This window comes from Pseudoalteromonas agarivorans (genome assembly GCF_024518735.1).
GTDB classification, from domain to species: Bacteria; Pseudomonadota; Gammaproteobacteria; order Enterobacterales; family Alteromonadaceae; genus Pseudoalteromonas; species Pseudoalteromonas atlantica.
On record NZ_JANIGJ010000009.1, the window covers coordinates 112,071 to 134,325 of the forward strand.

A 22,255-nucleotide genomic window follows, 5' to 3' on the forward strand; every position below is an offset into this window, starting at 1 on the left:
AAAGTATAATGACTCATCCTGCACAATTTATTAATGGTCAGTGGTCACAAGGCCAAGGCAACGCATTTAATTCAGTAAACCCTGCAAATAACGACGTTATTTGGCAGGCATCTTCAGCGACTGCAGAGCAAGTAGATAGCGCGGTAAATTCGGCGCGCGAAGCATTTTACAGCTGGGCAGATAAAAGCTTTAACGAGCGTCTAGAGATAGTTAAAACCTTTGCAGCAACACTTAAAGAGCACAGCGAAGAACTTGCTGTTGCGATTGCCCAAGAAACCGGTAAACCACTGTGGGAAACGCGTACAGAAGCGGGCGCAATGGTAGGTAAAATTGCCATTTCTGAAAAAGCATTTTTAGAGCGCACTGGCGACGTTGAAAACGCTATGCCAGTAGGGCGTGCGATGATCCGTCATAAACCACACGGTGTAGTTGCCGTATTTGGCCCATATAACTTCCCAGGGCACTTACCTAATGGCCACATTGTGCCAGCGCTTTTAGCCGGTAACACCGTGGTATTTAAGCCATCAGAGCTTACGCCAATGGTGGCAGAGCTTACGCTTAAACTATGGGAAAAAGCCGGTTTACCTGCCGGTGTAATTAACCTTGTTCAAGGTGAAGTAGAAACAGGTAAAGCCCTTGCTGCGCATAAAGGCATAGATGGTTTATTCTTTACAGGTTCTTCGCGCACTGGCCATATTTTACATGAGCAGTTTGCAGGCCAGCCAGGTAAAATTTTAGCGCTTGAAATGGGTGGCAATAACCCACTGATTATTAAAGATGTGGCAGATACTAAAGCCGCAGTACACGATATTATTCAATCGGCGTTTATTTCAAGCGGCCAACGTTGTACGTGTGCACGTAAAGTATTTTTACCTAAAGGCCAGCAAGGCGATGACATTTTAGCGCGCCTTATCACTGCAACGAAAGCCATTAAAGTAGGCAACTACGATGATGAAGATCAGCCATTTATGGGCTCTATGATCTCATCTGCGGCTGCAGCTGGCATGGTAAAAGCACAAAACGAGCTGGTTGGGCTTGGCGGTGAAGTACTAGTAGAGCTTGAGCACACAGCCAATACTGGTTTTGTAACACCGGGTATTATTGAGTGTTCAGCAATTAGCGACTTCCCAGATGAAGAGCACTTTGGCCCATTATTAAAAGTGTTCCGCTTTGATGACTTTGACCACGCAATTGATAAAGCAAACGATACCAGCTTTGGTTTATCAGCAGGTTTATTAAGCGACAGCGAAGCCGACTACAATCACTTTTTACGTCGTATTCGTGCCGGTATTGTTAACTGGAACCGCCCAATTACAGGTGCATCAAGTGCAGCTCCATTTGGTGGTATTGGCGCATCAGGAAATCACAGAGCAAGCGCATATTATGCAGCCGACTACTGTGCATACCCTGTAGCATCGGTAGAACTTGAAAAAGTAACGATGCCAGCAACACTAAGCCCAGGCTTAAAAATAGATTAATTACTGTTCTATTTGTAGTTATAAAGAATGAGAAAAGCAGCTTAGGCTGCTTTTTTTGTATTGGTATCGCGCAAAGCTAGTAATTAGTGGCGCTTTCTGCTTAAATCTATGCAATTAGTTATTCAAAGGTGAAAATCACAATGGTTTTAGACAGGCAAGGGTACGATGACTTGATCATGTATCTAACTCAAAATTTAGCGTTATTTGAGAAGCCAGGCGAAATCAAACCCGGTGCCCCTACCGTTATGGAACTCATAGAAGACGTAATAGCGCATAACGTTATGCTAATTTGTGAACAACATACCAATCTTAATACCGAACAACGTAGCCAAATAGTGCGCGAGGTAGACGGTATTGTTTACGACTTACAAGAAGTGCTAAGCAGCATAACCTCACAACCCGTTACGGTTGAACAACACGCATTTATAGATGAGTTTGCTGGGCTTATTAAAAACTTATTTGATAACGCGGTAACACAAACCTCTTAACGTTACCCGTTAACACAGCGCAGTATGACCTAATAACTGCGCTCCTATTACTTCTCGCCTTGTTATAATAACACCACTAAATTTAATCTCAGCGCTCACGTATCGTTGCAGATTGTTATACAATCAACAAAATTTTTTTAGAGATAAACACATGCAAGCAAATGTAAAATGGGTTGAAGGCGACACCTTTATTGGCCGTTCTAATTCTAATCACAATGTGGTTTTTGATGCTGGCAGCGACAGCGCTGCACCAAGTCCGATGGAAATGGTACTTATGTCGGTAGGTTGTTGCTCGTCGGTAGATGTTGTAAGTATTTTAAAAAAAGCCAAACAAGATTTTTCTGATGTGCAAGTACAACTAAGCTCAGAGCGCGCCGAAACAGCGCCTCGTGTATTTACTAAAATTAATTTACACTTTGTTGTTACAGGCAATAATGTCTCGGAAAAACACCTAGCGCGTGCGGTTTCGCTCTCTGCTGAAAAGTATTGTTCTGTTGCTTTAATGCTTGATAAAACAGTAGAAATTACCCACAGCCACGAAGTTGTGCAAGAACAGGTAAAATAACGCTTTTTCCGTGAGGAAAATTCGTATAAAATCCGCGAACTTTTCATTCTGCAGGTGCAGATTTCACTAATTTATAGGTTGGTTTATCATGAACAAACCCTTCGATAAACTTAAACTTCATGGCTTTAATAATTTAACCAAAAGTTTAAGCTTTAGTATTTACGACATTTGCTACGCAAAGACCGAGCAACAACGTAAAGAATATATTGAATATATCGACGAGCAGTACAGTGCAGATAGACTAACTGACATACTAGGTGATGTTGTTGATATTATTGGTGCTAACATTTTAAATGTGGCGCGCCAAGATTATGAACCACAAGGCGCAAGTGTGACTATTTTGGTTTCGGAAGAGCCGGTAGAAGAGCAGCAAAATTACGATGCTGACGAAGCGCCAGGCCCATTACCAGATTCTGTTGTTGCGCACCTAGATAAAAGCCACATTTGTGTACATACCTACCCAGAAGCGCACCCTGATGATGGTATTTGTACATTCCGTGCTGATATTGAAGTATCTACCTGTGGCATTATTTCGCCACTTAAAGCGTTAAACTTCTTAATTCATAGCCTTGAGTCAGACGTAGTAACCATTGACTACCGCGTACGTGGTTTTACCCGCGACGTAAACGGGGTTAAACACTACATTGACCATGCAATTAACTCGATTCAAAACTTCATGACAGAAGATACCAAAGAAGCGTACCAAATGATGGACGTGAACGTGTATCAAGAAAACCTGTTCCACACCAAAATGATGTTAAAAGAAACCGACTTAAACACTTACCTGTTCGGCCTATCTACTGATGAGCTGTCGGATGAGGAAGAAGAAGAAATTCGCTCTAAACTAACCCGCGAAATGCAGGAAATATTCTACGGTCGTAACCTACCAGACGCAGAATAAATTAGTTTAAAAGTAATTTAGTTGTATTAAAAATGGCGCTCAGTGAGCGCCATTTTTTATGTGGGGCATTTATAGCAACTCGCTTAATTAAGCATGCTGTAAATAAGTGCACATACGGCCAGTGAGCCCACAGCAAGTACAAACAAGGTACTTAAACGGTTGCGGTATTTACTCAGCGCAGGCACTTTGTATACGGCAATCATTGGCATAATAAATAAAATCATCGCAATGATAGGGCCTGATAGCTGATCCATCATGTCTAAAATGCTTGGGTTTTTAACCGCGCAAAACCAAATAGCAAAAAACATAATGAGTACGCCAATTTTGTCGGCTACTTTAGCATTTAAGCTGGTTTGCTTAGTCACCAAACCGGTAAAGCTTTCGCGTGCACCTAAAAAGTGCCCTAAAAACGATGACGTAATCGCAATAAAGGCAACCACCGGCCCAAGGGTCGCGATATACGAGTTACTGGTGATATTAGCAAGGTAAGATAAAATCGATACGTTAGCCGCTTTAGCAGCCGCCATTTGCTCGCTAGTAAGCGAAAGCACGCACGAAAATACAAACAGCAGTACAAATACAATAAGCAGTAAGCTAGTGCGCTTTAAAATAGCCTCAGCCTTATTAGTAGCCTGATTACCATAATGCCCACGCTGCACGTTCACAAAGCTTGAAATAGCCGCCGCATGACTAAACGAAAACACAATAATAGGAATAGATAACCACAGCGTTTTAGTAAAGCTGCCCGCCTCAGGAAAGCTCATATCAGGCATTTGCCAGCTAGGGATTAAATAGAGCGATAAGCAAAATAAAATACCTACAAGCGGATACACCAAAATAGCAAAGGCGCGCAGCATTAAGCGCTCGCCGCCCATCATTAGGCTAATCATACCGGCAACCAATACACCCGAAAGTAACACGCGAGAAGGTGACTCAAGTCCCATTTGGTTAACCATAAAGCTGTCAACGGTATTAGTTAAGCCTACGCCGTAAATAAGCAAAATGGGGAATATAGATAAAAAGTATAACAAAGAGATTAACCTACCCGCCGTTACACCAAAGTGCTCTTCAACAACATCAGTAAAATCAGAATCTTTATTTTTAGACGACAACACAAAGCGGGCTAAGCCACGGTGTGCTAAAAAGGTCATTGGAAAGGCTAAACACGCCATAATAATAAGCGGCCAAAAACCACCTATACCAATGTTAATAGGTAAAAATAAAATGCCCGCGCCAACGGCGGTACCAAAAAGGCTTAACGTCCACTGCGTATCGTGCAGGTTCCATTTAGAAGTAGGTGTGTGTTCACCTGTTGCTGATGCATTTGAAAGCGTTGCATCTTGTGATGGTGTCATGTGTGTGTTCATCCATTATTTAATAATAATCGCGCGCAAGAATATAGTTTTTAGCTAAAAGTTTCATGTTTTGAGGGGTTTTGTAGACTAATTAATTAGACGCCGTTGCAGCAAAAGTGTCATGAATACGAAACAGCGCTGTAAAAATAAACAAATACCCGAACCAGCACAGTTGTAGGTTGGGTAGAGCGAAGCGAAACCCAACACGCCATAGCGTCATTCGAGCAGTAAAGCCAAGAGGCGACTTTATTTCTTAAACTTGCTTATTCAAAAATCTTTAATTGATATGAAGTGCAATAAGTTGGGTTTCGTTCCACTCAACCCAACCTACGGTGTTTAGATTTGCATCGAGCTGCTCGTGGCTAACAGCTCGAAGCTCTTAGCTTTTATTCTTCCACCGCACTCACTACAAAATACGGATTCAAATACTCATCTTTGGTGTTATAAATAAGCGGGCTGCCATCGAGCTTAGTGACTTTAGCGCCGGCTATTTCAGCAATAGCATGGCCAGCTCCCGTATCCCACTCACAGGTTGGGCCTAAGCGCGGGTAAATATCAGCACTGCCTTCGGCCACTAAACATAATTTTAGTGAGCTGCCTTTTGAGACCATTTCAACGTCGTCAAAGCGTTTTACAAACTCGGCTAAATCGGGTGATGGGTGTGAGCGGCTGCCAACCACGCGGATTAACCCTTTATTAGGTTTGGTGGTTACTTTAAGCTCAATGCGCTCATCGCCTTTGTCTTTAAACGCGCCAATGTCGTTACTGGCTAAGTACGATACGCCAAGTGCGGGTGCATCAACGACAGCAAGCACAGGTTTGCCGTTTTCGATTAGGGCTATATTTACGGTAAATTCGCCGTTCTTTTTAATAAACTCTTTAGTGCCGTCGATTGGGTCTACTAACCAGTAGTTTTTCCATGTTTGACGAATGTCCCAGCTTATATCAGAGCTTTCTTCGCTAAGTATAGGTGTGTCGGGCGTGAGCTGTTTTAGCCCTGTCACAATGACTTTATGAGCTGCTAAGTCGGCGTCGGTTACTGGGCTTTCATCGGCTTTGTATTCAACGTTAAAGTCCTTTTCGTAAATCCCCATTATGGCTTGGCCTGCTTTGCGGGCAAGGATGAGGGTTTCTTCTAGTAGCTCGGTTTGGTTCATTGGGGTTAACCTATAATATGCTTTTGTTTTAGATACGTTATCAGTTGTGTAACCGATTGGTCTAGGGTGTTTTTACTGGTATCTAAAATTATTTCTGGGTTGTTGGGTACTTCGTAGCTTGAGTCGATACCGGTAAAGTGTTTAATCTCACCTGCGCGGGCTTTTTTGTATAAGCCTTTAGGGTCGCGGCTTTCGCATACATCAAGTGGGGTATCTATAAATACTTCAATAAACTCGCCGTCATCTAATAGGCTGCGCACCATGTCGCGCTCTGCTCTAAATGGCGAGATAAACGCGGTAAGCACTAATAGGCCGGCATCGGTCATTAGTTTGGCGGTTTCGCCAACGCGGCGTATGTTTTCGATGCGGTCTTCGTCGCTAAAGCCAAGGTCTTTACATAAGCCGTGACGCACGTTGTCGCCATCAAGCAGGTAAGTGTGCGCACCTTGCTGATTAAGCGCAGCTTCTAGTGCGTTGGCTACGGTGCTTTTGCCAGAGCCAGAAAAACCGGTAAACCATAAAATGGCCGGTTTATGCTTTTTTTGCTCACTACGTTGTGCTTTTGTGGTTGCGTAGTTATGCCAAACAATATTTTCATCCATAGTGGTGTGTCTCTTGTACTGTAAGCGCCCGTATTAAAAAGGAAATACGAGCGGGATCAAGGTTAATACCGTGATTGAATAAATAATAGAAAGGGGCAAGCCCATTGTTATGTAATCTTTTAAGCGGTAGTTACCCGCGCTGTAAACCATAAGGTTTGTTTGATACCCAAACGGTGATATAAAACTGGCAGATGCACCAAACGCTACCGCCATAATAAAGGGTAGTGGGTCTACATTAAAACCCACTGCTAGCGAGTAAGCCACAGGAAATGAAAGCGCTGCTGCTGCATTATTAGTAATAAGCTCGGTGAATAATACGGTCATTAAAAATATGGCGATAAACGCGCCATAAGGGCCAAAATCACCTAGTACCATAAATAGGGCATCTGATATTTGCCCGGCAAGCCCGGTTTCTATCATTAATTTAGCAAGTCCTATGGCACTGCCTACAACGGCGAGTAGCTCAATGGGAAAGCGACGTTTTACTTCGCTTAGTTTGACTGTACCGCTAAGCAATAAGCCAATGAGTAACACCAGCAGGCCTTTTACTAAAGGGACTATACCTACAATGCTTAACCCTAACACGGCGGCAAAGCCTGCCAATACAATATTAGATTGTTTAGGTTTTAGGTGTGTTTGTAAGTCAAACCCCGATATATACACAAATTCGCGGTTTAAATTAGGTAAAGAGTAAAAGTTTTTACCTGGGGCGAGTATTAAAGAATCGCCGGCTTGCAATTGCACTTGCCCAAGGCCGCCTTGTAAGCGGTCGTGCCCTCGGCGAATGGCAATAACAGCAGCATGAAACTGCTCTCTAAAACGCGCCTCTTTTACGGTTTTGCCAATAAACTTTGATGATTGGCTCACAACCACTTCAACTAAGTGTTCTATGTCTTTTTCGTGGTTGTCGTGCACCACTTTTAATCCGTCAAAGCGTCTTAATAAGGGTACCGATTTAATGTCGCCAACAAACAGTAGTACGTCGTTTTGTCTAATAATTTGCTGAGGTGTTACTGCGTATATGCGCTCATCGCCACGAATAATTTCGGCGAGGAATAAATCTTTTAAATCGCGTAGGCCGTTTTCTTCTACGGTGCGGCCAATAAGCTTAGAGCCTGCCTGCACTTTTCCCTCTAAGTAAAAGGGAATAACCTCTTGTGTGTTTTTGCCGTTGTCGGGCAGGTATTTGAGCATCACTAAAATAGTAATGAGGCCCACACTTAATGCGCCAATGCCCACTAAGGTAAAATCAAAAAAGCCCAGTGGCGCCATACCTGCATCTACGGCAAAGCCGTTCACTATTAAATTGGTTGATGTTCCAATAAGTGTAGTGGTGCCGCCTAATATAGCGGTGTACGACAGCGGTAATAGTAGCTTTGAGGGTGAATGATTTGGGTTGTCTTTTATGGCGGTGATAAGCGATGCCACAACCGCGGTATTGTTAGTAAATGACGATAAAAACGCGGTTGATAAACCAAGCTTTGTTACCGACTTTACTAAGCTCCCTTTAGATAACGATTGGGAAAGCTGTTGTATGAGTGTGGTTTTTTCAATAGCGATTGAAACCAGCACTAATAGTACTAGGGTAATGAGCGATGGGTTTGCGTAGTTTACTAGCATGCTTTCAAGGTCAATCAGGCCTGTTAAATAACCTGTACCAATAGCACTTACAAATAACCATGCTGGATTAATGCGGGTGCCAAAAAGGCACCCAACTAAGGTAAGCATAATGCCTGTTAAAACGAGCTGCTCTACCATGCTTTTATATTCCTAACAGACATTTTTATACTTACAGTTTTGAAATATCAAGCGCTTGCCAATGTGGGAAGTGCTTGCGTACTAAGCTATTAAACTCAATTTCAAAGTCGCTGAAATCGCTGTTTTGTTTTTCGCTTTTTAGTACTTGCTCAATCATACCTGCGGCAACCGTTAAGTTAGATAAACGGTCGATAAGGATAAATGAGCCAGTTTCGTGGTTGTTGTGATACTCGTCAGCTAATATTGTTTCGCTTAGTTCAAGCGTGACAATGGCAATTTCGTTTAGCTGAAGTGAATCGGCTGTGCCGTGCTCTAAAGTGTTTACATCAATAGTGTGGTCAATCTTTTTAACCACGGCTGATGTATTTTTACTACCTAGTTTAATGTTGTAGCTTTTACCTAGTACCAGCGGCTCTTCGTGCATCCACACAAGTTTAGCTTGTATAAGGTTAGTAACCGTTGCACTTGAGCTTTGCGGCACAATAACATCGCCGCGGCTAATATCAATTTCGCTATTGAGGGTAACGGTAATTGCTTGGCCAGCTTCTGCGTGATCTAGGTTGCCATTAAAGGTCACAATTTCTTTAATGCTTGATGTTTTACCCGACGGTAATACTTTTATTGCATCGCCAACTTGTAATTTACCTGATGCCAATGTGCCCTGAAAACCACGGAAGTTTAAGTTAGGGCGCACTACATATTGCACAGGCAAGCGTGCTTCAAAGCCGGTATCGGTTTCTGCCGCTGGTGAGTCTTCTAAAAGCTCAAGCAATGGCTTGTCGGTGTAATAAGGCGTATGAGCAGAGCGGGTTACTACGTTGTCGCCTTTAAGCGCCGACATAGGCACAAACTTAATGTTTGATACGTTAAGTTGCTCAGCAAATTTAAGGTAATCGGCTTTGATTTTTTCATAAACGGTTTCGTCAAAATCAACGATATCCATTTTATTAATCGCGACCACAAATTGTTTAATACCTAGTGAGTCACAAATAAAGCTATGACGCTTAGTTTGTACTTGCACACCGTAGCGGGCATCAACCAAAATAATGGCTACATCGCTTGTTGATGCGCCTGTTACCATGTTGCGTGTGTATTGCTCGTGCCCTGGGGTGTCGGCAATAATAAATTTACGCTTAGCCGTTGAAAAATAACGGTACGCTACATCAATAGTAATGCCTTGCTCGCGCTCAGCTTGTAGGCCATCTACTAGTAGCGCTAAGTCTAGCTCTTCGCCTGCGTTACCTACTTTTTCGTTATCTTTATGAAGAGCAGCTAGCTGATCTTCATAAATTTGGTGGCTGTCGTGCAGTAGGCGGCCAATCAGTGTTGATTTACCGTCATCTACGCTGCCACAGGTAAGCATACGCAATAAGCTTTTATCTTGTTGGCGTGCTAGGTAGGCGTCTATGCCAATCTCTTTTACTTCGTTAATGGTGTCGTTAGTATTGGTAGACATTAGAAATACCCCTCACGTTTTTTCTTCTCCATTGAGCCTGCTGAGTCGTGATCTATTACACGGCCTTCACGTTCAGATGACGTAGATAGCAGCATTTCTTCAATAATTTCTGTTAGGTTACTGGCTGTAGATTCAACTGCACCGGTAAGTGGGTAACAGCCTAAAGTACGAAAACGTACCGACTTCATTTGTGGTACTTCGCCCTCAGCAAGTGGCATGCGCTCATCGTCGACCATAATTAAGGTGCCGTCGCGCTCTACTACTGGGCGCTCTTTCGCTAAATAAAGCGGAACCATTTCAATGTTTTCTTGGTAAATGTATTGCCAAATATCAAGCTCAGTCCAGTTAGACAGTGGGAATACACGAATGCTCTCACCTGGGTTAACTTGGCTGTTGTAGGTATTCCAAAGCTCTGGACGTTGGTTTTTAGGGTCCCAACGGTGGTGTTTATCGCGGAACGAGTAAACACGCTCTTTAGCGCGAGACTTTTCTTCATCGCGGCGTGCGCCACCAAATGCAGCATCAAAGCCGTATTTATCTAGCGCTTGCTTTAAGCCTTGGGTTTTCATTATGTCGGTATGTTTACCCGAGCCATGCTCAAACGGGCTAATACCCATTGCCATGCCTTCTGGGTTTTTGTGTACCAGCAGGTCAAAACCGTATTCTTTTGCAAGGCGATCGCGAAACTCAATCATTTCACGAAACTTCCAGTTGGTGTCTACGTGTAATAACGGAAACGGAATTTTTGCAGGGTAAAATGCTTTACGCGCTAAGTGCAAAAGTACCGATGAATCTTTACCAATAGAGTAAAGCATTACTGGGTTCTCAAACTCAGCGGCGACTTCGCGCATGATTTTGATACTTTCAGCTTCAAGTTGCTGAAGGTGAGTTAAAGCCATTGTTAGTCGTCCTACTAAAATGATTAAAAGTGATTAAGTAAAATATAATTATGTATTTGATACGCCGGTTAGCGGCTGAGCAAAGCTACTGGTTTGCTCGTTTTGGCCAAACCATGCAAGCTGCGAGTGCAGGGCGGCTACTTCGCCAATAATAAGTAATGCTGGCGATACCACACTGTTGCGCTCTATTAAATCTGCAAGCTCACCTAATTGCCCCGTAACAACACGCTGGTTTTTACGCGTGCCGTTTTCGATTATGGCAACTGGCGTATTAGCGCTACGCCCATGTTTTAAAAGCTGAGCCTGTATATGTGGCGATTTAATAACGCCCATATAAATAGCTAAAGTTTGATGCGCTTTAGCAAGCGATTGCCAATCGAGTTCTTGGCCATCTTTTTTACAATGCCCTGTTACAAACTGGATGGCTTGTGCGTGGTCGCGGTGAGTAAGCGGAATACCCGCATACGCGCTACAACCAGCGGCGGCAGTTATACCCGGTACTATTTGATAATTAACGTTATTGGCAGCTAGTACTTGTACTTCTTCGCCACCACGGCCGTAAATAAAGGGGTCGCCGCCTTTAATGCGGCATACTTTTTTGCCTTGCTTGGCAAAATCAACCAGCATTTGGTTGGTATCTTCTTGCGCTACACTGTGATCGCCCATACGCTTGCCTACGCAAACTAAATCGGCATCACGGCGTACTAATTCCATAATTTCATCAGACACTAAATAGTCGTATACAACGACATCGGCTTGCTGCATTAACTGCAATGCTTTAAGTGTTAAAAGCTCAGGGTCGCCTGGGCCTGCACCCACTACATACACTTCGCCTTCTGGCTCGGCTTTAGCATCAAGCATTTGCTCTAGTTGTGCTTGTGCTGCATCGGTATTACCTGTTTGCACTTTGCTTACGACTGATGAATCAAACACGCCTTCCCAAAACTGGCGGCGATCAGCAAAGTGCTTAAAGCGCTGTTTTACTTTGTCTCTAAAGCTGCCAACTAAAGTAGCCAGTGGGCCAATGTGTTGTGGGATTAACGTTTCGAGCTTTTCACGTAGTCGCCGAGCAAGTACTGGCGCGGTGCCTGCACTTGAAATAGCAATGGTTATTGGGTCACGGTCTACAATTGATGGGAATATAAACGTACATTTAGGTTGGTCATCAACCACATTTACAAATACATTGCGTGCGTTAGCTAGCTCAAATACATTGTTGTTTACTTCGTCTAAGTCTGTGGCTGCTATAACCAGCATTTTGCCATCAAGGTGCGACTCATCAAAATAGGCATCAATAAGCGTTACTTCATTGTTTTGTGCATGTTCTTTTAGTTCATCACAAAACCAAGGTGCCACTAAGGTTACATTTGCGCGGGCTTTTAAAAACGCGCGACATTTGCGTAATGCGACCTCTCCACCGCCAACAACCAGCACAGGTTTGTTGTCGAGTTTGGTAAAGATAGGTAAATACTGCACGTGGTTAACACCTCTAAGTAAAATCTAAAATAAAACGCTATTGAGCAGGGGGCAGAATATAGCGCGCACTAGTAAGTAAAAAATAATTAAAACCAAGTTTATATAACCAAAAGTTATAATGGGTGGTTGTTTTAGGTTTAAGCCTTAATCTATAGGGGATTAACGCGCATTACACGCAAAATAATGTGCTTATAGTGTTTGGTTATGAGCTATAGCGAGATTACGTTAATTTGTTACTATGGGGCTAAACCTAATTTATCGCCTACTTAAAGGGATTACGTATGACTGAACAACAAAACGATGCACACTTAGCTGTGTCGCTTATGGATTTAACAAGCCTAAACACCTCAGACACGGCCAGTGATATTCAGCAGCTTGTAAATAGTATTAACCCTAAATTGGGCACGCCTGCTGCAGTATGCCTTTACAGTGATTTTGTAGATGATGCAAAAATAGCACTGGCTGCGCGTGAGCTAAACCATGTAAAAGTAGCAACGGTTACAAATTTTCCTAGTGGTGATGCGCTACTGAGCGATGTGATAAACGAAACACTGCTAGCAATTGAGCGCGGCGCGGATGAAATAGATTTAGTGATCCCGTATAAAGCACTTATTGCTGGCGAGCACAGCAAAGTGCTTGAGTATGTAACTCAAAGCAAAAAAGCCTGTGGTACAAAAGCGCAATTAAAAGTAATTATAGAAAGTGGCGAACTTAAAACTGCAGAGCTAATCACTAAAGCTACAAACTTAGCTATTCAAGGCGGGGCTGATTTTGTAAAAACCAGCACAGGTAAAGTGGCTGTAAATGCAACGCTTGACGCAACAAACGTGATGCTCAGCGCTATTAAAGAGTCGGGTAAGGTTGTTGGCTTTAAAGCCGCAGGCGGAGTTAAAACTGTTACTGATGTAAAGGAGTATTTAGCACTGACACGCTCAATTATGGGCGATGACTACTTACAGGCCGCTACATTTAGGTTTGGCGCATCAAGCTTACTAAGTGATGTATATAAAGTATTAGAAAAATAACCAAGGACATATAATGAAACCAAGAAATTCAGGGATGCAAAACCTGGTCAATAACCTTGTTAAAGGTGCCATTTTGGCCGGTGTTGTAGGGTTTGGCTTAACCGCATGTACTAACCCAAGCACGCCTGCAGGTGAAGAAGGGTATGTGTACGAAAAACCAAGAATATTTGGTGAAGGGGGCTATCAAGGCACCATGAAAGGACCTGCTAACTATGGTGTTTCTTTACTTCGTAATGAAGTGGTAAACATTGATATGCGCCCCAATACGTATACCGAAACATTCAGAATACTTGCTAATGATGATTTAAATATAAAATTTGATTTTCATGCAGTAATAGGGATTCAAAGTGGCTCGGTAAAAACAGTTGTAGAAGAGTATGGCGCTGAGAACTGGTATAAACGCTTTGTGCGTGAAACGTTTAGAACCTATGTGCGTGACATTGTGCAAAAGTACGACAGTGGTGAGCTGAAAACAAACCGCGAACAAATAGCGCAAGAAGTTAGTTTGCGTTTACAAACTTATTTATCATCAACGCCCTTTAAATTAGCAAATGTAGTAGTGGGAGATATTAATTACCCAGCCATTGTCGCAAATGCTGTAGAGAAAAAGCTTGCCGCGCAGCAGTTACTAGCAGAGAAAGAAACACAAAAAGAAATAGCACGCAAAGATGCTGAAATAAGAGTGGAAGAAGCAAAAGGTATTGCCCAAGCCCAAAAAATAATTAACGCAACTCTTACTGCAAATTATTTACAACATGAAGCTATAAACGCGCAGGCAAAAATGGCTGAGTCGCCAAACCATACAACGGTTTATATTCCAGTTGGTAATAATGGCGTGCCGCTAGTAAAAGGGGCTAATTAAGCCTTTTTATTATTAAGGACTTAATAGTTTATCGAGATTTTGCAATGTGGGTATCTTTTAGGCTTGTGTTAATGATTTGCGTAAGTATAATAGGCATCCACTTTGCAGGGGCGTAGTTCCAATTGGTAGAACAGCGGTCTCCAAAACCGACGGTTGGGAGTTCGAATCTCTCCGCCCCTGCCATTTTTACTCATAAGTTGAGTAAGTCTGGGGTTAAAAATCGGTTTAAATAAGTCTGTTTTTAAGTTTAGATTTTAATGGATTAACCCTGCCGTTGTGTAGGGTTGTTGTGTCTGTAGTTAAGGTAATAATATTATGAGCACGAATGTAGAAACACCATCAAGTGCGATGGAGTCGGTAAAGTGGTTAGTAGCAATCGCGCTACTTGCAGGCGCAGTTGTTGGTAATCACATGTTTGCAGATCAGTCTGTATTACTACGTGCAATTGGCGTTGTGGTTGCTATAGCAGCAGGTTTAGGTATTGCCTCGCAAACCGCTAAAGGTCGTGACTTTTTAGCATTTGCTAAAGAAGCACGCATCGAAGTACGTAAAGTTGTTTGGCCAACGCGTCAAGAAACTACCCACACGACATTAATCGTAATGGTTGCAACAGTGATTATGGCGCTTATCCTTTGGGGATTAGATGGCATTTTATTCCGCGCTGTAGGCTTTTTAACTGGATTGGAGATCTGATCCCATGTCGGATGAGAACAAAGAAATTAAATTACGCTGGTACGTTGTACAAGCATTCTCTGGTTACGAAAAGCGTGTAGCGCAAACGTTATCAGAGCATATCAAAATTGAAGGTCTTGAAGAGAGCTTTGGTGAAATATTAGTACCAACAGAAGAAGTTGTTGAGATGCGCGCCGGTCAAAAGCGTAAATCTGAGCGTAAATTCTTCCCAGGTTACGTACTAGTACAAATGGACATGAACGATGCAAGCTGGCACTTAGTGAACAGCACTGAACGTGTAATGGGCTTTATTGGTGGTACTTCTGACCGCCCAGCGCCTATTAGTTCTAAAGAAGCAGAACGCATTCTTAACCGTCTTCAAGAAAACGCTGAAGCACCTAAACCAGCTACATTATTTGAGCCAGGTGAAGTTGTGCGTGTTACTGATGGTCCATTTGCTGACTTTAGCGGTGTTGTTGAAGAAGTTGACTACGAAAAGAGCCGCGTGAAAGTGTCGGTACTTATTTTTGGTCGTTCTACACCGGTTGAACTTGAATTTGGTCAAGTTGAACAAGATAAGTAATTGATTAAAAAAGCTTCGCCATTATTTACTTAAATTTTGGCACGAAGCTTGAAAAAGGCCGCTGATTAACTTATAATCAGCGGCCTTTTTGTATTAAGGCAAAAATTTATTTTTGCTCGCAAAAAGTACGAAACCAATTTTTAAACTGGGAAGCCGTTAGAGTACGCGTCCTCGCGCGCACAAGGCTAAGACCCACCAAATGAGGTATTTATAATGGCTAAAAAAGTTGAAGCTTTAATCAAGCTACAAGTTGCCGCTGGTATGGCTAATCCTAGTCCTCCAGTAGGTCCTGCACTAGGTCAACACGGTGTAAACATCATGGAATTCTGTAAAGCGTTTAACGCGCGTACAGAGTCTATCGAAAAAGGCGCTCCAGTTCCTGTAGTGATCTCTGTTTACGGTGACCGTTCATTTACGTTCGATATGAAAACGCCACCTGCTGCTTACTTACTTAAGAAAGCTGCTGGTATCAAATCAGGCTCAGGCCGTCCTAACACTGAAAAAGTAGGCACAGTAACTCGTGCTCAACTTGAAGAGATCGTTGAGACAAAACGAGCTGACCTTACAGCGGCTGATATGGACGCTGCGGTTCGCACTATCGCAGGTTCTGCGCGTGCGATGGGCTTGAACGTAGAGGACTAAGAAATGGCTAAATTAACTAAACGTATGCGTACTATCCGCGAAAAAGTGGAAGTAACTAAAGATTACGAAATCAATGAAGCAGTTGCTCTTTTAAAAGAGTTAGCGACAGCTAAATTCGTAGAAAGTGTTGACGTTGCTGTTAACCTTGGTATTGACGCTCGTAAATCTGACCAGAACGTTCGTGGTGCAACTGTACTACCTAACGGTACTGGCCGTGATGTTCGTGTTGCTGTATTCACTCAAGGCGCTAATGCAGAAGCTGCAAAAGAAGCCGGTGCTGAATTAGTAGGCATGGAAGATCTTGCTGAACTAGTTAAGAAAGGCGAGATGGATTTTGACGTTGTTGTTGCATCACCAGACGCTATGCGTGTTGTTGGTCAACTAGGTCAAATCTTAGGTCCACGTGGTCTTATGCCTAACCCTAAAACTGGTACTGTAACGCCTAACGTTGCAGAAGCAGTTAAAAATGCGAAAGCAGGTCAAGTACGTTACCGTAATGACAAAAATGGTATCATCCATACTACTATCGGTAAGGTTGATTTCACTGCTGAGCAACTTCAACAAAACCTTGAAGCTCTAATCGTTGCGCTTAAGAAGGCTAAACCTTCTCAAGCTAAAGGTGTTTACGTTAAGAAAGTAACCATCTCTACAACAATGGGCGCAGGTGTTGCTGTTGACCAAAACACTTTAAGCACTTCTGTAGCTTAATAGGTGTTTACATGGCGTGAAATTTGTACTATAATTTTGCGCCATTTTGTTGAATAATTTATTATTTAACAAGTAAAGAATTCGGGTTGAAGTCCATAATTTCGCTAAGCTCTTGAGTGATGCGATAAATTGGGCTTCCGTCCAAGACCGTAGGCGGCTTCGGCCTTAATATTACCTACGTAGACGGTGTGAATCCCCAGATAGATTTTTCCTAATCTCTTCTGGCTCTCGCCGTAAAAAGCATCTCTATCAAGTTTGTTGATAGGGAAGAGTAAAACAGGGAAGCCGAGTGTCGGTGACCCATTAAACCAGGAGTAACACCCATGGCTTTAAATCTTCAAGGCAAAAAAGCAATTGTTGCTGAAGTCAACGAAGCAGCCAATGGTGCTCTTTCTGCAGTTGTTGCAGATTCTCGTGGTGTAGCAGTAGGCGCAATTACAGCCCTTCGTAAAGAAGCTCGTGAAGCTGGTGTATGGATGAAAGTTGTTCGTAACACTCTAGCAAAACGTGCTGTTGAAGGTACTGAATTTGAATGTCTATCTGATTCGTTAGTTGGTCCAAGCTTAATCGCTTTCTCATCAGAGCACCCAGGTGCTGCTGCGCGTATCTTTTCAGATTTCGCGAAAAAGAATGAGAAATTTGAGCTTAAAACGGCCGCTTTTGAAGGTAACATCGTAGACGCAGCAATGCTTGCTACATTACCTACATACGATGAAGCTGTTGCACGCTTAATGAGCGCTATGAAAGAAGCGTCTGCTGGCAAATTGTGTAAAACAATTGAAGCAGTACGTGTACAGAAAGAAGAGCAAGCTGCTTAATTTTAAGCTGTTTAACCTCTCTTTCGGTGTAAATTTATTTGGACCTAGAGTCCGTTAATTATTAGGAAATTTGTAATGTCTGTAACTAAAGACCAAATCCTTGACGCAATTGCTGAAATGTCAGTAATGGACGTTGTTGCTCTTGTTGAAGCAATGGAAGAAAAATTCGGCGTAACTGCTGCAGCTGCTATGGTAGCAGGTCCTGCTGCTGAAGCTGCTGAAGAGAAAACTGAATTTGACGTAATCCTTACTGGCGCTGGCGCTAACAAGGTTGCGGCAATCAAAGCTGTACGTAGCGCAACAGGCCTAGGCCTTAAAGAAGCGAAAGCTCTTGTTGAAGCTGCTCCTGCACCTATCAAAGAAGGTGTATCTAAAGAAGAAGCTGAAGCACTTCAAAAAGACCTTACTGAAGCTGGTGCTGAAGTTGAGGTTAAGTAATCTAGCTCACGCTAGGTTCGCTGCCTGAGTAATCAGGCAAGGGCTGGTGATTATTTAATCACCGGCCTTTTTGCGCTATAGAGTTATGTATTCCTGTAGCTCAAATAAAATCTGATTTTCTCTTTACTTTCAACGCTTTATAGTTTGCTAGTGTTGCTAAGGCGGAGTTAATTAGAACAACAATTAAATGTTGTAAATCTTGGCATAGATGCCAGTTAAGTCTGTTCTTACAAGAACAGGTCGGGTCAAAGATCAGCAAGCTGAGGAACCCCATGGCTTACTCTTATTCTGAAAAGAAACGTATCCGTAAGGATTTTGGTAAACGTCCACAAGTTTTGGATATACCTTTCTTACTGTCGACACAGTTAGAATCGTTTAAAAAATTCTTAGTCCCAGACGCTGATGGCGATCATGGTTTGGAAGCAGCCTTCCGTTCTGTGTTCCCTATTAAAAGCTACTCGGGAAATTCTGAGCTTCAATACGTAAGTTATCGTATTGGTGAGCCAGTATTCGATGTAAAAGAATGTCAAATTCGCGGTGTGACTTATTCTGCTCCACTTCGCGTGAAACTGCGTCTTGTAGTTATGGACAAAGAAGCTCCAGGCACAGTTAAAGACATTAAAGAGCAAGAAGTTTACATGGGCGAAATTCCGCTCATGACTGATACCGGTACTTTTGTAATCAATGGTACAGAGCGTGTTATCGTTTCTCAGCTACACCGTAGCCCTGGTGTATTCTTTGATAACGACCGCGGTAAAACCCATTCATCGGGTAAAGTATTATATAACGCACGCGTTATACCTTACCGTGGTTCATGGTTAGACTTCGAATTTGATGCAAAAGATAACTTATATGTACGTATAGACCGTCGTCGTAAATTACCGGCGTCTATTATTTTACGTGCACTTGAGTACTCTAGCGAAGAAATCTTAGATATGTTCTTCGATACTACCGCGTTTGAAGTAACTGACGGTAAAGTTCTTATGGAACTTGTGCCTTCACGTTTACGTGGTGAAACTGCCGCTTTTGATATCAAAGGCGAAGACGGTGAAGTACTTGTTGAAAGCGGTCGTCGTATTACGGCTCGCCACATCAAGAGCATCGAGAAAAAAGGCATTAATCAATTAGAAGTACCACATGAGTACATCATTGGCCGTATTGTAGCTAAAAACTATGTTGATGAGTCAACAGGTGAAGTTATTGCAAACGCTAATGACGAGCTATCACTAGAGTTGATGGCTGAATTGGTTAAAGCAGGTCACACTAAAATTGAGACGTTATACATCAATGAAGTGGACAGCGGCGCTTACATGTCAAATACATTAAATATTGACTCGTCTAGCAACCGTTTAGAAGCATTAGTAGAAATTTACCGCATGATGCGCCCAGGCGAGCCACCGACGAAAGACGCGGCTGAAGCCTTATTCGAGAACTTATTCTTCTCTGAAGAACGTTATGACTTATCTACTGTAGGTCGTATGAAGTTCAATAGCCGTGTTGGTTACGATACAGACACAGGCCCTGGCACATTAAGCAAAGAAGACATCGTGTCTGTTATGAAAGTATTAATTGCTATTCGTAACGGTCAAGGCGATGTTGATGATATTGACCACTTAGGCAACCGTCGTATACGTAGTGTTGGCGAAATGGCTGAGAACCAATTCCGTGTTGGTCTAGTACGTGTAGAACGTGCTGTACGTGAGCGTTTAAGCTTAGGTGACCTTGACGCGATAATGCCACAAGATCTTATTAACGCTAAGCCTATTTCGGCAGCGGTTAAAGAGTTCTTCGGCTCGTCTCAGTTATCACAGTTTATGGACCAAAATAACCCGCTATCAGAAGTAACGCATAAGCGTCGTATTTCTGCATTAGGTCCGGGCGGTCTAACGCGTGAGCGCGCTGGCTTTGAAGTACGTGACGTTCACGTAACTCACTATGGTCGCGTATGTCCAATCGAGACTCCTGAGGGTCCAAACATCGGTCTAATTAACTCGTTATCTACGTACGCACGTACAAATGATTACGGTTTCTTAGAAACACCTTACCGTAAAGTGGTAGATGGTGTAGTAACTGATGAAGTTGATTATTTATCAGCCATTGAAGAAGGTCAGTTTGTTATCGCACAGGCGAACTCAAACTTAACCGAAACCAATGAGTTTGTTGATGAACTTATTCCGTGTCGTCACAAAGGTGAATCTACCTTTATGGGTCGCATGGACCAGCAATATATGGATGTATCACCACAACAGGTGATCTCTGTAGCGGCAGCACTTATCCCGTTCCTAGAACACGATGATGCTAACCGTGCATTGATGGGTTCAAACATGCAACGTCAAGCAGTACCAACATTGAAAGCGGATAAGCCGTTAGTAGGTACAGGTATTGAGTTAACACTAGCGAAAGATTCTGGTGTAACAATTGTTGCTAAACGTGGTGGTGAAGTAATGTACGCCGATGCTAGCCGCATCGTTGTAAACGTACATGACGATGAGCGTATTCCTGGTGAAGCGGGCATCGACATTTACAACCTTACTAAATACACACGTTCTAACCAAAATACATGTATTAACCAAAAACCAACGTGCATGGTTGGTGAACCGGTTACTCGTGGTGACGTGTTAGCAGATGGTCCTTCGACTGACTTAGGTGACTTAGCCCTTGGTCAAAACCTTCGCGTGGCATTCATGCCATGGAACGGTTATAACTTCGAGGATTCAATCTTACTATCAGAGCGCGTAGTTGAAGAAGATCGTCTAACGACTATCCACATTCAAGAACTACAGTGTGTTGCCCGTGATACTAAATTAGGTCCTGAAGAGATCACTGCAGATATCCCGAATGTGGGTGAGTCTGCGCTAGGCAAGCTTGATGAATCAGGCGTTGTTTATATTGGTGCTGAAGTTAAAGGCGGCGATATCCTAGTAGGTAAAGTGACTCCGAAAGGCGAGACGCAATTAACACCTGAAGAGAAGCTACTGCGTGCTATCTTCGGCGAAAAAGCGTCTGACGTTAAAGACAGCTCTTTACGTGTACCAAACTCTGTAACTGGTACTGTAATTGACGTACAAGTTTTCACCCGTGATGGTGTTGAAAAAGATAAGCGTGCGTTAGAAGTTGAAGACATGCAGCTTCGCGAAGCGAAGAAAGACTTCAACGAAGAGTTCCGTATTCTAGAAGCTGGTGTATTAGACCGTGCTCGCAAGCTACTTGCTGCAGCAGGCTTCGATGAAGACAACTTAGCGTCACTAAATGCTGAAAAGCTACTTACTCAAAGCCTTGCACAAGAAGACAAGCAAGCTGAACTTGAGCAACTAGCTGCACAGTACGATGAGCTTAAAGCTGAATACGATAAGAAGTTTGAAAACAAACGTCGTAAAATTACTCAAGGTGATGACTTAGCACCAGGCGTACTTAAGATTGTTAAAGTATACCTAGCTGTTAAACGTCGTATCCAACCGGGTGATAAAATGGCGGGTCGTCACGGTAACAAAGGTGTTATCTCGACTATCGTACCAGTAGAAGATATGCCATACGATGATAAAGGTCGTACGGTAGATATCGTACTAAATCCACTAGGTGTACCATCACGAATGAACATCGGTCAGATCCTTGAAACACATATGGGTCTAGCTGCACGTGGTATTGGTGAGCGCTTAGAGGAAATGATGAAGGAACAACGTGAGCTACATGAGCTACGTGAATTCATCAAGCAAGCTTACGAAATCGGTGAATCTCGTCAAGAAGTAGATATTGCTAGCTTCTCTGATGATGAAATTCGTCGTTTAGCTGATAACTTAAAAGGTGGTTTACCAATCGCTACTCCTGCATTTGATGGCGCTAAAGAAGACGAAATCAAAGACATGCTAGAGCTTGGTGGATACCCAAGAAGTGGTCAGGTTACACTCTATGATGGCCGTACTGGCGATCAGTTTGAACGTCAAGTAACTGTTGGTTACATGTACATGCTTAAACTTAACCACTTGGTTGACGATAAGATGCACGCACGTTCTACTGGTTCTTACAGCCTTGTTACTCAGCAGCCGCTGGGTGGTAAAGCACAGTTCGGTGGCCAGCGTTTTGGTGAGATGGAAGTATGGGCACTTGAAGCTTACGGTGCTGCTTACACTCTACAAGAAATGCTAACAGTGAAATCGGATGACGTGAACGGTCGTACTAAGATGTATAAAAACATCGTTGATGGTAACCATAAAATGGAACCAGGTATGCCAGAATCGTTCAACGTATTGTTGAAAGAAATCCGCTCACTGGGTATCAACATCGAGTTGGAAGAAAATTAAGCCAATTAGATGCTGCAGTTAATCCTGCAGCATCTGTTACGGCTGAATAGAATGTAGGGGCGAGATTATCCGCC

At 42.9% G+C, this 22,255-nt stretch carries 20 protein-coding genes and 1 tRNA gene; 14 read left to right on the forward strand and 7 right to left on the reverse strand.

The genetic code is table 11. The annotated features are described in order from the left end of the window. Positions 1–8 precede the first annotated feature (8 nt). The 4 genes from astD to speD all read left to right on the forward strand — a co-directional run bounded on the left by astD (position 9) and on the right by speD (position 3,432). Entirely contained in the window at positions 9–1,478 is a 1,470-nt protein-coding gene (gene astD / locus NQT65_RS16130; protein WP_256851548.1) for a succinylglutamate-semialdehyde dehydrogenase, read from the forward strand. Positions 1,479–1,618: 140 nt separating this feature from the next. Beyond that, positions 1,619–1,966, forward strand: coding sequence for a DUF3802 family protein (locus tag NQT65_RS16135; RefSeq protein ID WP_004588191.1), 348 nt, complete (start codon positions 1,619–1,621; stop codon positions 1,964–1,966). Positions 1,967–2,117: 151 nt separating this feature from the next. Further along, complete coding sequence (locus NQT65_RS16140) at positions 2,118–2,531, forward strand: OsmC family protein (protein ID WP_004588192.1); 414 nt, start codon at positions 2,118–2,120, stop codon at positions 2,529–2,531. Positions 2,532–2,619: 88 nt separating this feature from the next. Beyond that, complete coding sequence (gene speD, locus NQT65_RS16145; protein ID WP_004588193.1) at positions 2,620–3,432, forward strand: adenosylmethionine decarboxylase; 813 nt, start codon at positions 2,620–2,622, stop codon at positions 3,430–3,432. 83 nt (positions 3,433–3,515) lie between these two features. Here speD and NQT65_RS16150 read toward each other — a convergent pair whose 3' ends face one another. From NQT65_RS16150 to cysG, 7 genes are all read right to left on the reverse strand, one after another. Next, positions 3,516–4,787, reverse strand: coding sequence for an aromatic amino acid transport family protein (locus NQT65_RS16150; protein ID WP_256851549.1), 1,272 nt, complete (start codon positions 4,785–4,787; stop codon positions 3,516–3,518). A 386-nt stretch (positions 4,788–5,173) separates the two neighbouring features. Continuing rightward, complete coding sequence (gene cysQ, locus NQT65_RS16155; protein ID WP_256851550.1) at positions 5,174–5,944, reverse strand: 3'(2'),5'-bisphosphate nucleotidase CysQ; 771 nt, start codon at positions 5,942–5,944, stop codon at positions 5,174–5,176. A 5-nt stretch (positions 5,945–5,949) separates the two neighbouring features. Further along, a complete protein-coding gene (gene cysC / locus NQT65_RS16160; protein WP_256851551.1) occupies positions 5,950–6,546 on the reverse strand; it encodes an adenylyl-sulfate kinase in 597 nt (198 codons plus the stop codon). Positions 6,547–6,579: 33 nt separating this feature from the next. Continuing rightward, positions 6,580–8,304, reverse strand: a complete 1,725-nt coding sequence (locus NQT65_RS16165; RefSeq protein ID WP_256851552.1) for an SLC13 family permease — start codon at positions 8,302–8,304, stop codon at positions 6,580–6,582. A gap of 31 nt (positions 8,305–8,335) precedes the next feature. Beyond that, positions 8,336–9,760, reverse strand: a complete 1,425-nt coding sequence (cysN, locus tag NQT65_RS16170) for a sulfate adenylyltransferase subunit CysN (RefSeq protein WP_024032042.1) — start codon at positions 9,758–9,760, stop codon at positions 8,336–8,338. After that, positions 9,760–10,659, reverse strand: a complete 900-nt coding sequence (gene cysD / locus NQT65_RS16175; protein ID WP_004588199.1) for a sulfate adenylyltransferase subunit CysD — start codon at positions 10,657–10,659, stop codon at positions 9,760–9,762. The genes cysN and cysD overlap by 1 nt, the downstream gene beginning before the upstream one ends. 48 nt (positions 10,660–10,707) lie before the next feature. Continuing rightward, complete coding sequence (cysG, locus tag NQT65_RS16180) at positions 10,708–12,135, reverse strand: siroheme synthase CysG (protein ID WP_024032043.1); 1,428 nt, start codon at positions 12,133–12,135, stop codon at positions 10,708–10,710. Between the two features lie 281 nt (positions 12,136–12,416). On the opposite strand from cysG, the gene deoC reads away from it, so the two are divergent. The 10 genes from deoC to rpoB all read left to right on the forward strand — a co-directional run bounded on the left by deoC (position 12,417) and on the right by rpoB (position 22,181). Further along, positions 12,417–13,160, forward strand: a complete 744-nt coding sequence (deoC, locus tag NQT65_RS16185; protein WP_256851553.1) for a deoxyribose-phosphate aldolase — start codon at positions 12,417–12,419, stop codon at positions 13,158–13,160. Between the two features lie 13 nt (positions 13,161–13,173). Beyond that, positions 13,174–14,022 carry an SPFH domain-containing protein gene (locus tag NQT65_RS16190; protein ID WP_029774147.1) on the forward strand — a complete coding sequence of 283 codons (849 nt, stop codon included), beginning with the start codon at positions 13,174–13,176 and terminating at the stop codon, positions 14,020–14,022. Positions 14,023–14,128: 106 nt separating this feature from the next. Further along, positions 14,129–14,205: transfer RNA gene (locus NQT65_RS16195), tRNA-Trp, on the forward strand. A gap of 132 nt (positions 14,206–14,337) precedes the next feature. Further along, positions 14,338–14,715 carry a preprotein translocase subunit SecE gene (gene secE / locus NQT65_RS16200; RefSeq protein ID WP_004588203.1) on the forward strand — a complete coding sequence of 126 codons (378 nt, stop codon included), beginning with the start codon at positions 14,338–14,340 and terminating at the stop codon, positions 14,713–14,715. A 4-nt stretch (positions 14,716–14,719) separates the two neighbouring features. After that, positions 14,720–15,277: a transcription termination/antitermination protein NusG gene (gene nusG, locus NQT65_RS16205; RefSeq protein WP_024032045.1), complete on the forward strand. Its 558-nt coding sequence runs from the start codon at positions 14,720–14,722 to the stop codon at positions 15,275–15,277. Positions 15,278–15,490: 213 nt separating this feature from the next. Further along, entirely contained in the window at positions 15,491–15,919 is a 429-nt protein-coding gene (rplK, locus tag NQT65_RS16210) for a 50S ribosomal protein L11 (protein ID WP_004588205.1), read from the forward strand. A gap of 3 nt (positions 15,920–15,922) precedes the next feature. Beyond that, positions 15,923–16,627: a 50S ribosomal protein L1 gene (gene rplA / locus NQT65_RS16215; protein WP_004588206.1), complete on the forward strand. Its 705-nt coding sequence runs from the start codon at positions 15,923–15,925 to the stop codon at positions 16,625–16,627. A gap of 323 nt (positions 16,628–16,950) precedes the next feature. Continuing rightward, positions 16,951–17,445: a 50S ribosomal protein L10 gene (gene rplJ / locus NQT65_RS16220; protein WP_004588207.1), complete on the forward strand. Its 495-nt coding sequence runs from the start codon at positions 16,951–16,953 to the stop codon at positions 17,443–17,445. A gap of 75 nt (positions 17,446–17,520) precedes the next feature. Further along, positions 17,521–17,883 (forward strand): 50S ribosomal protein L7/L12, encoded by a 363-nt coding sequence (gene rplL, locus NQT65_RS16225; protein WP_004588208.1) that lies wholly within the window; start codon positions 17,521–17,523, stop codon positions 17,881–17,883. Between the two features lie 272 nt (positions 17,884–18,155). Next, complete coding sequence (gene rpoB / locus NQT65_RS16230) at positions 18,156–22,181, forward strand: DNA-directed RNA polymerase subunit beta (RefSeq protein ID WP_004588209.1); 4,026 nt, start codon at positions 18,156–18,158, stop codon at positions 22,179–22,181. Positions 22,182–22,255: the final 74 nt, after the last annotated feature.

What these genes read in the sequence shown, in the direction of transcription:
- astD (WP_256851548.1), top strand. Translation starts at nt 9, where the DNA reads ATGACTCATCCTGCACAATTTATTAATGGTCAGTGGTCACAAGGCCAA.
- NQT65_RS16135 (WP_004588191.1), top strand. Translation starts at nt 1,619, where the DNA reads ATGGTTTTAGACAGGCAAGGGTACGATGACTTGATCATGTATCTAACT.
- NQT65_RS16140 (WP_004588192.1), top strand. Translation starts at nt 2,118, where the DNA reads ATGCAAGCAAATGTAAAATGGGTTGAAGGCGACACCTTTATTGGCCGT.
- speD (WP_004588193.1), top strand. Translation starts at nt 2,620, where the DNA reads ATGAACAAACCCTTCGATAAACTTAAACTTCATGGCTTTAATAATTTA.
- NQT65_RS16150 (WP_256851549.1), bottom strand. Translation starts at nt 4,787, where the DNA reads ATGACACCATCACAAGATGCAACGCTTTCAAATGCATCAGCAACAGGT.
- cysQ (WP_256851550.1), bottom strand. Translation starts at nt 5,944, where the DNA reads ATGAACCAAACCGAGCTACTAGAAGAAACCCTCATCCTTGCCCGCAAA.
- cysC (WP_256851551.1), bottom strand. Translation starts at nt 6,546, where the DNA reads ATGGATGAAAATATTGTTTGGCATAACTACGCAACCACAAAAGCACAA.
- NQT65_RS16165 (WP_256851552.1), bottom strand. Translation starts at nt 8,304, where the DNA reads ATGGTAGAGCAGCTCGTTTTAACAGGCATTATGCTTACCTTAGTTGGG.
- cysN (WP_024032042.1), bottom strand. Translation starts at nt 9,760, where the DNA reads ATGTCTACCAATACTAACGACACCATTAACGAAGTAAAAGAGATTGGC.
- cysD (WP_004588199.1), bottom strand. Translation starts at nt 10,659, where the DNA reads ATGGCTTTAACTCACCTTCAGCAACTTGAAGCTGAAAGTATCAAAATC.
- deoC (WP_256851553.1), top strand. Translation starts at nt 12,417, where the DNA reads ATGACTGAACAACAAAACGATGCACACTTAGCTGTGTCGCTTATGGAT.
- NQT65_RS16190 (WP_029774147.1), top strand. Translation starts at nt 13,174, where the DNA reads ATGAAACCAAGAAATTCAGGGATGCAAAACCTGGTCAATAACCTTGTT.
- secE (WP_004588203.1), top strand. Translation starts at nt 14,338, where the DNA reads ATGAGCACGAATGTAGAAACACCATCAAGTGCGATGGAGTCGGTAAAG.
- nusG (WP_024032045.1), top strand. Translation starts at nt 14,720, where the DNA reads ATGTCGGATGAGAACAAAGAAATTAAATTACGCTGGTACGTTGTACAA.
- rplK (WP_004588205.1), top strand. Translation starts at nt 15,491, where the DNA reads ATGGCTAAAAAAGTTGAAGCTTTAATCAAGCTACAAGTTGCCGCTGGT.
- rplA (WP_004588206.1), top strand. Translation starts at nt 15,923, where the DNA reads ATGGCTAAATTAACTAAACGTATGCGTACTATCCGCGAAAAAGTGGAA.
- rplJ (WP_004588207.1), top strand. Translation starts at nt 16,951, where the DNA reads ATGGCTTTAAATCTTCAAGGCAAAAAAGCAATTGTTGCTGAAGTCAAC.
- rplL (WP_004588208.1), top strand. Translation starts at nt 17,521, where the DNA reads ATGTCTGTAACTAAAGACCAAATCCTTGACGCAATTGCTGAAATGTCA.
- rpoB (WP_004588209.1), top strand. Translation starts at nt 18,156, where the DNA reads ATGGCTTACTCTTATTCTGAAAAGAAACGTATCCGTAAGGATTTTGGT.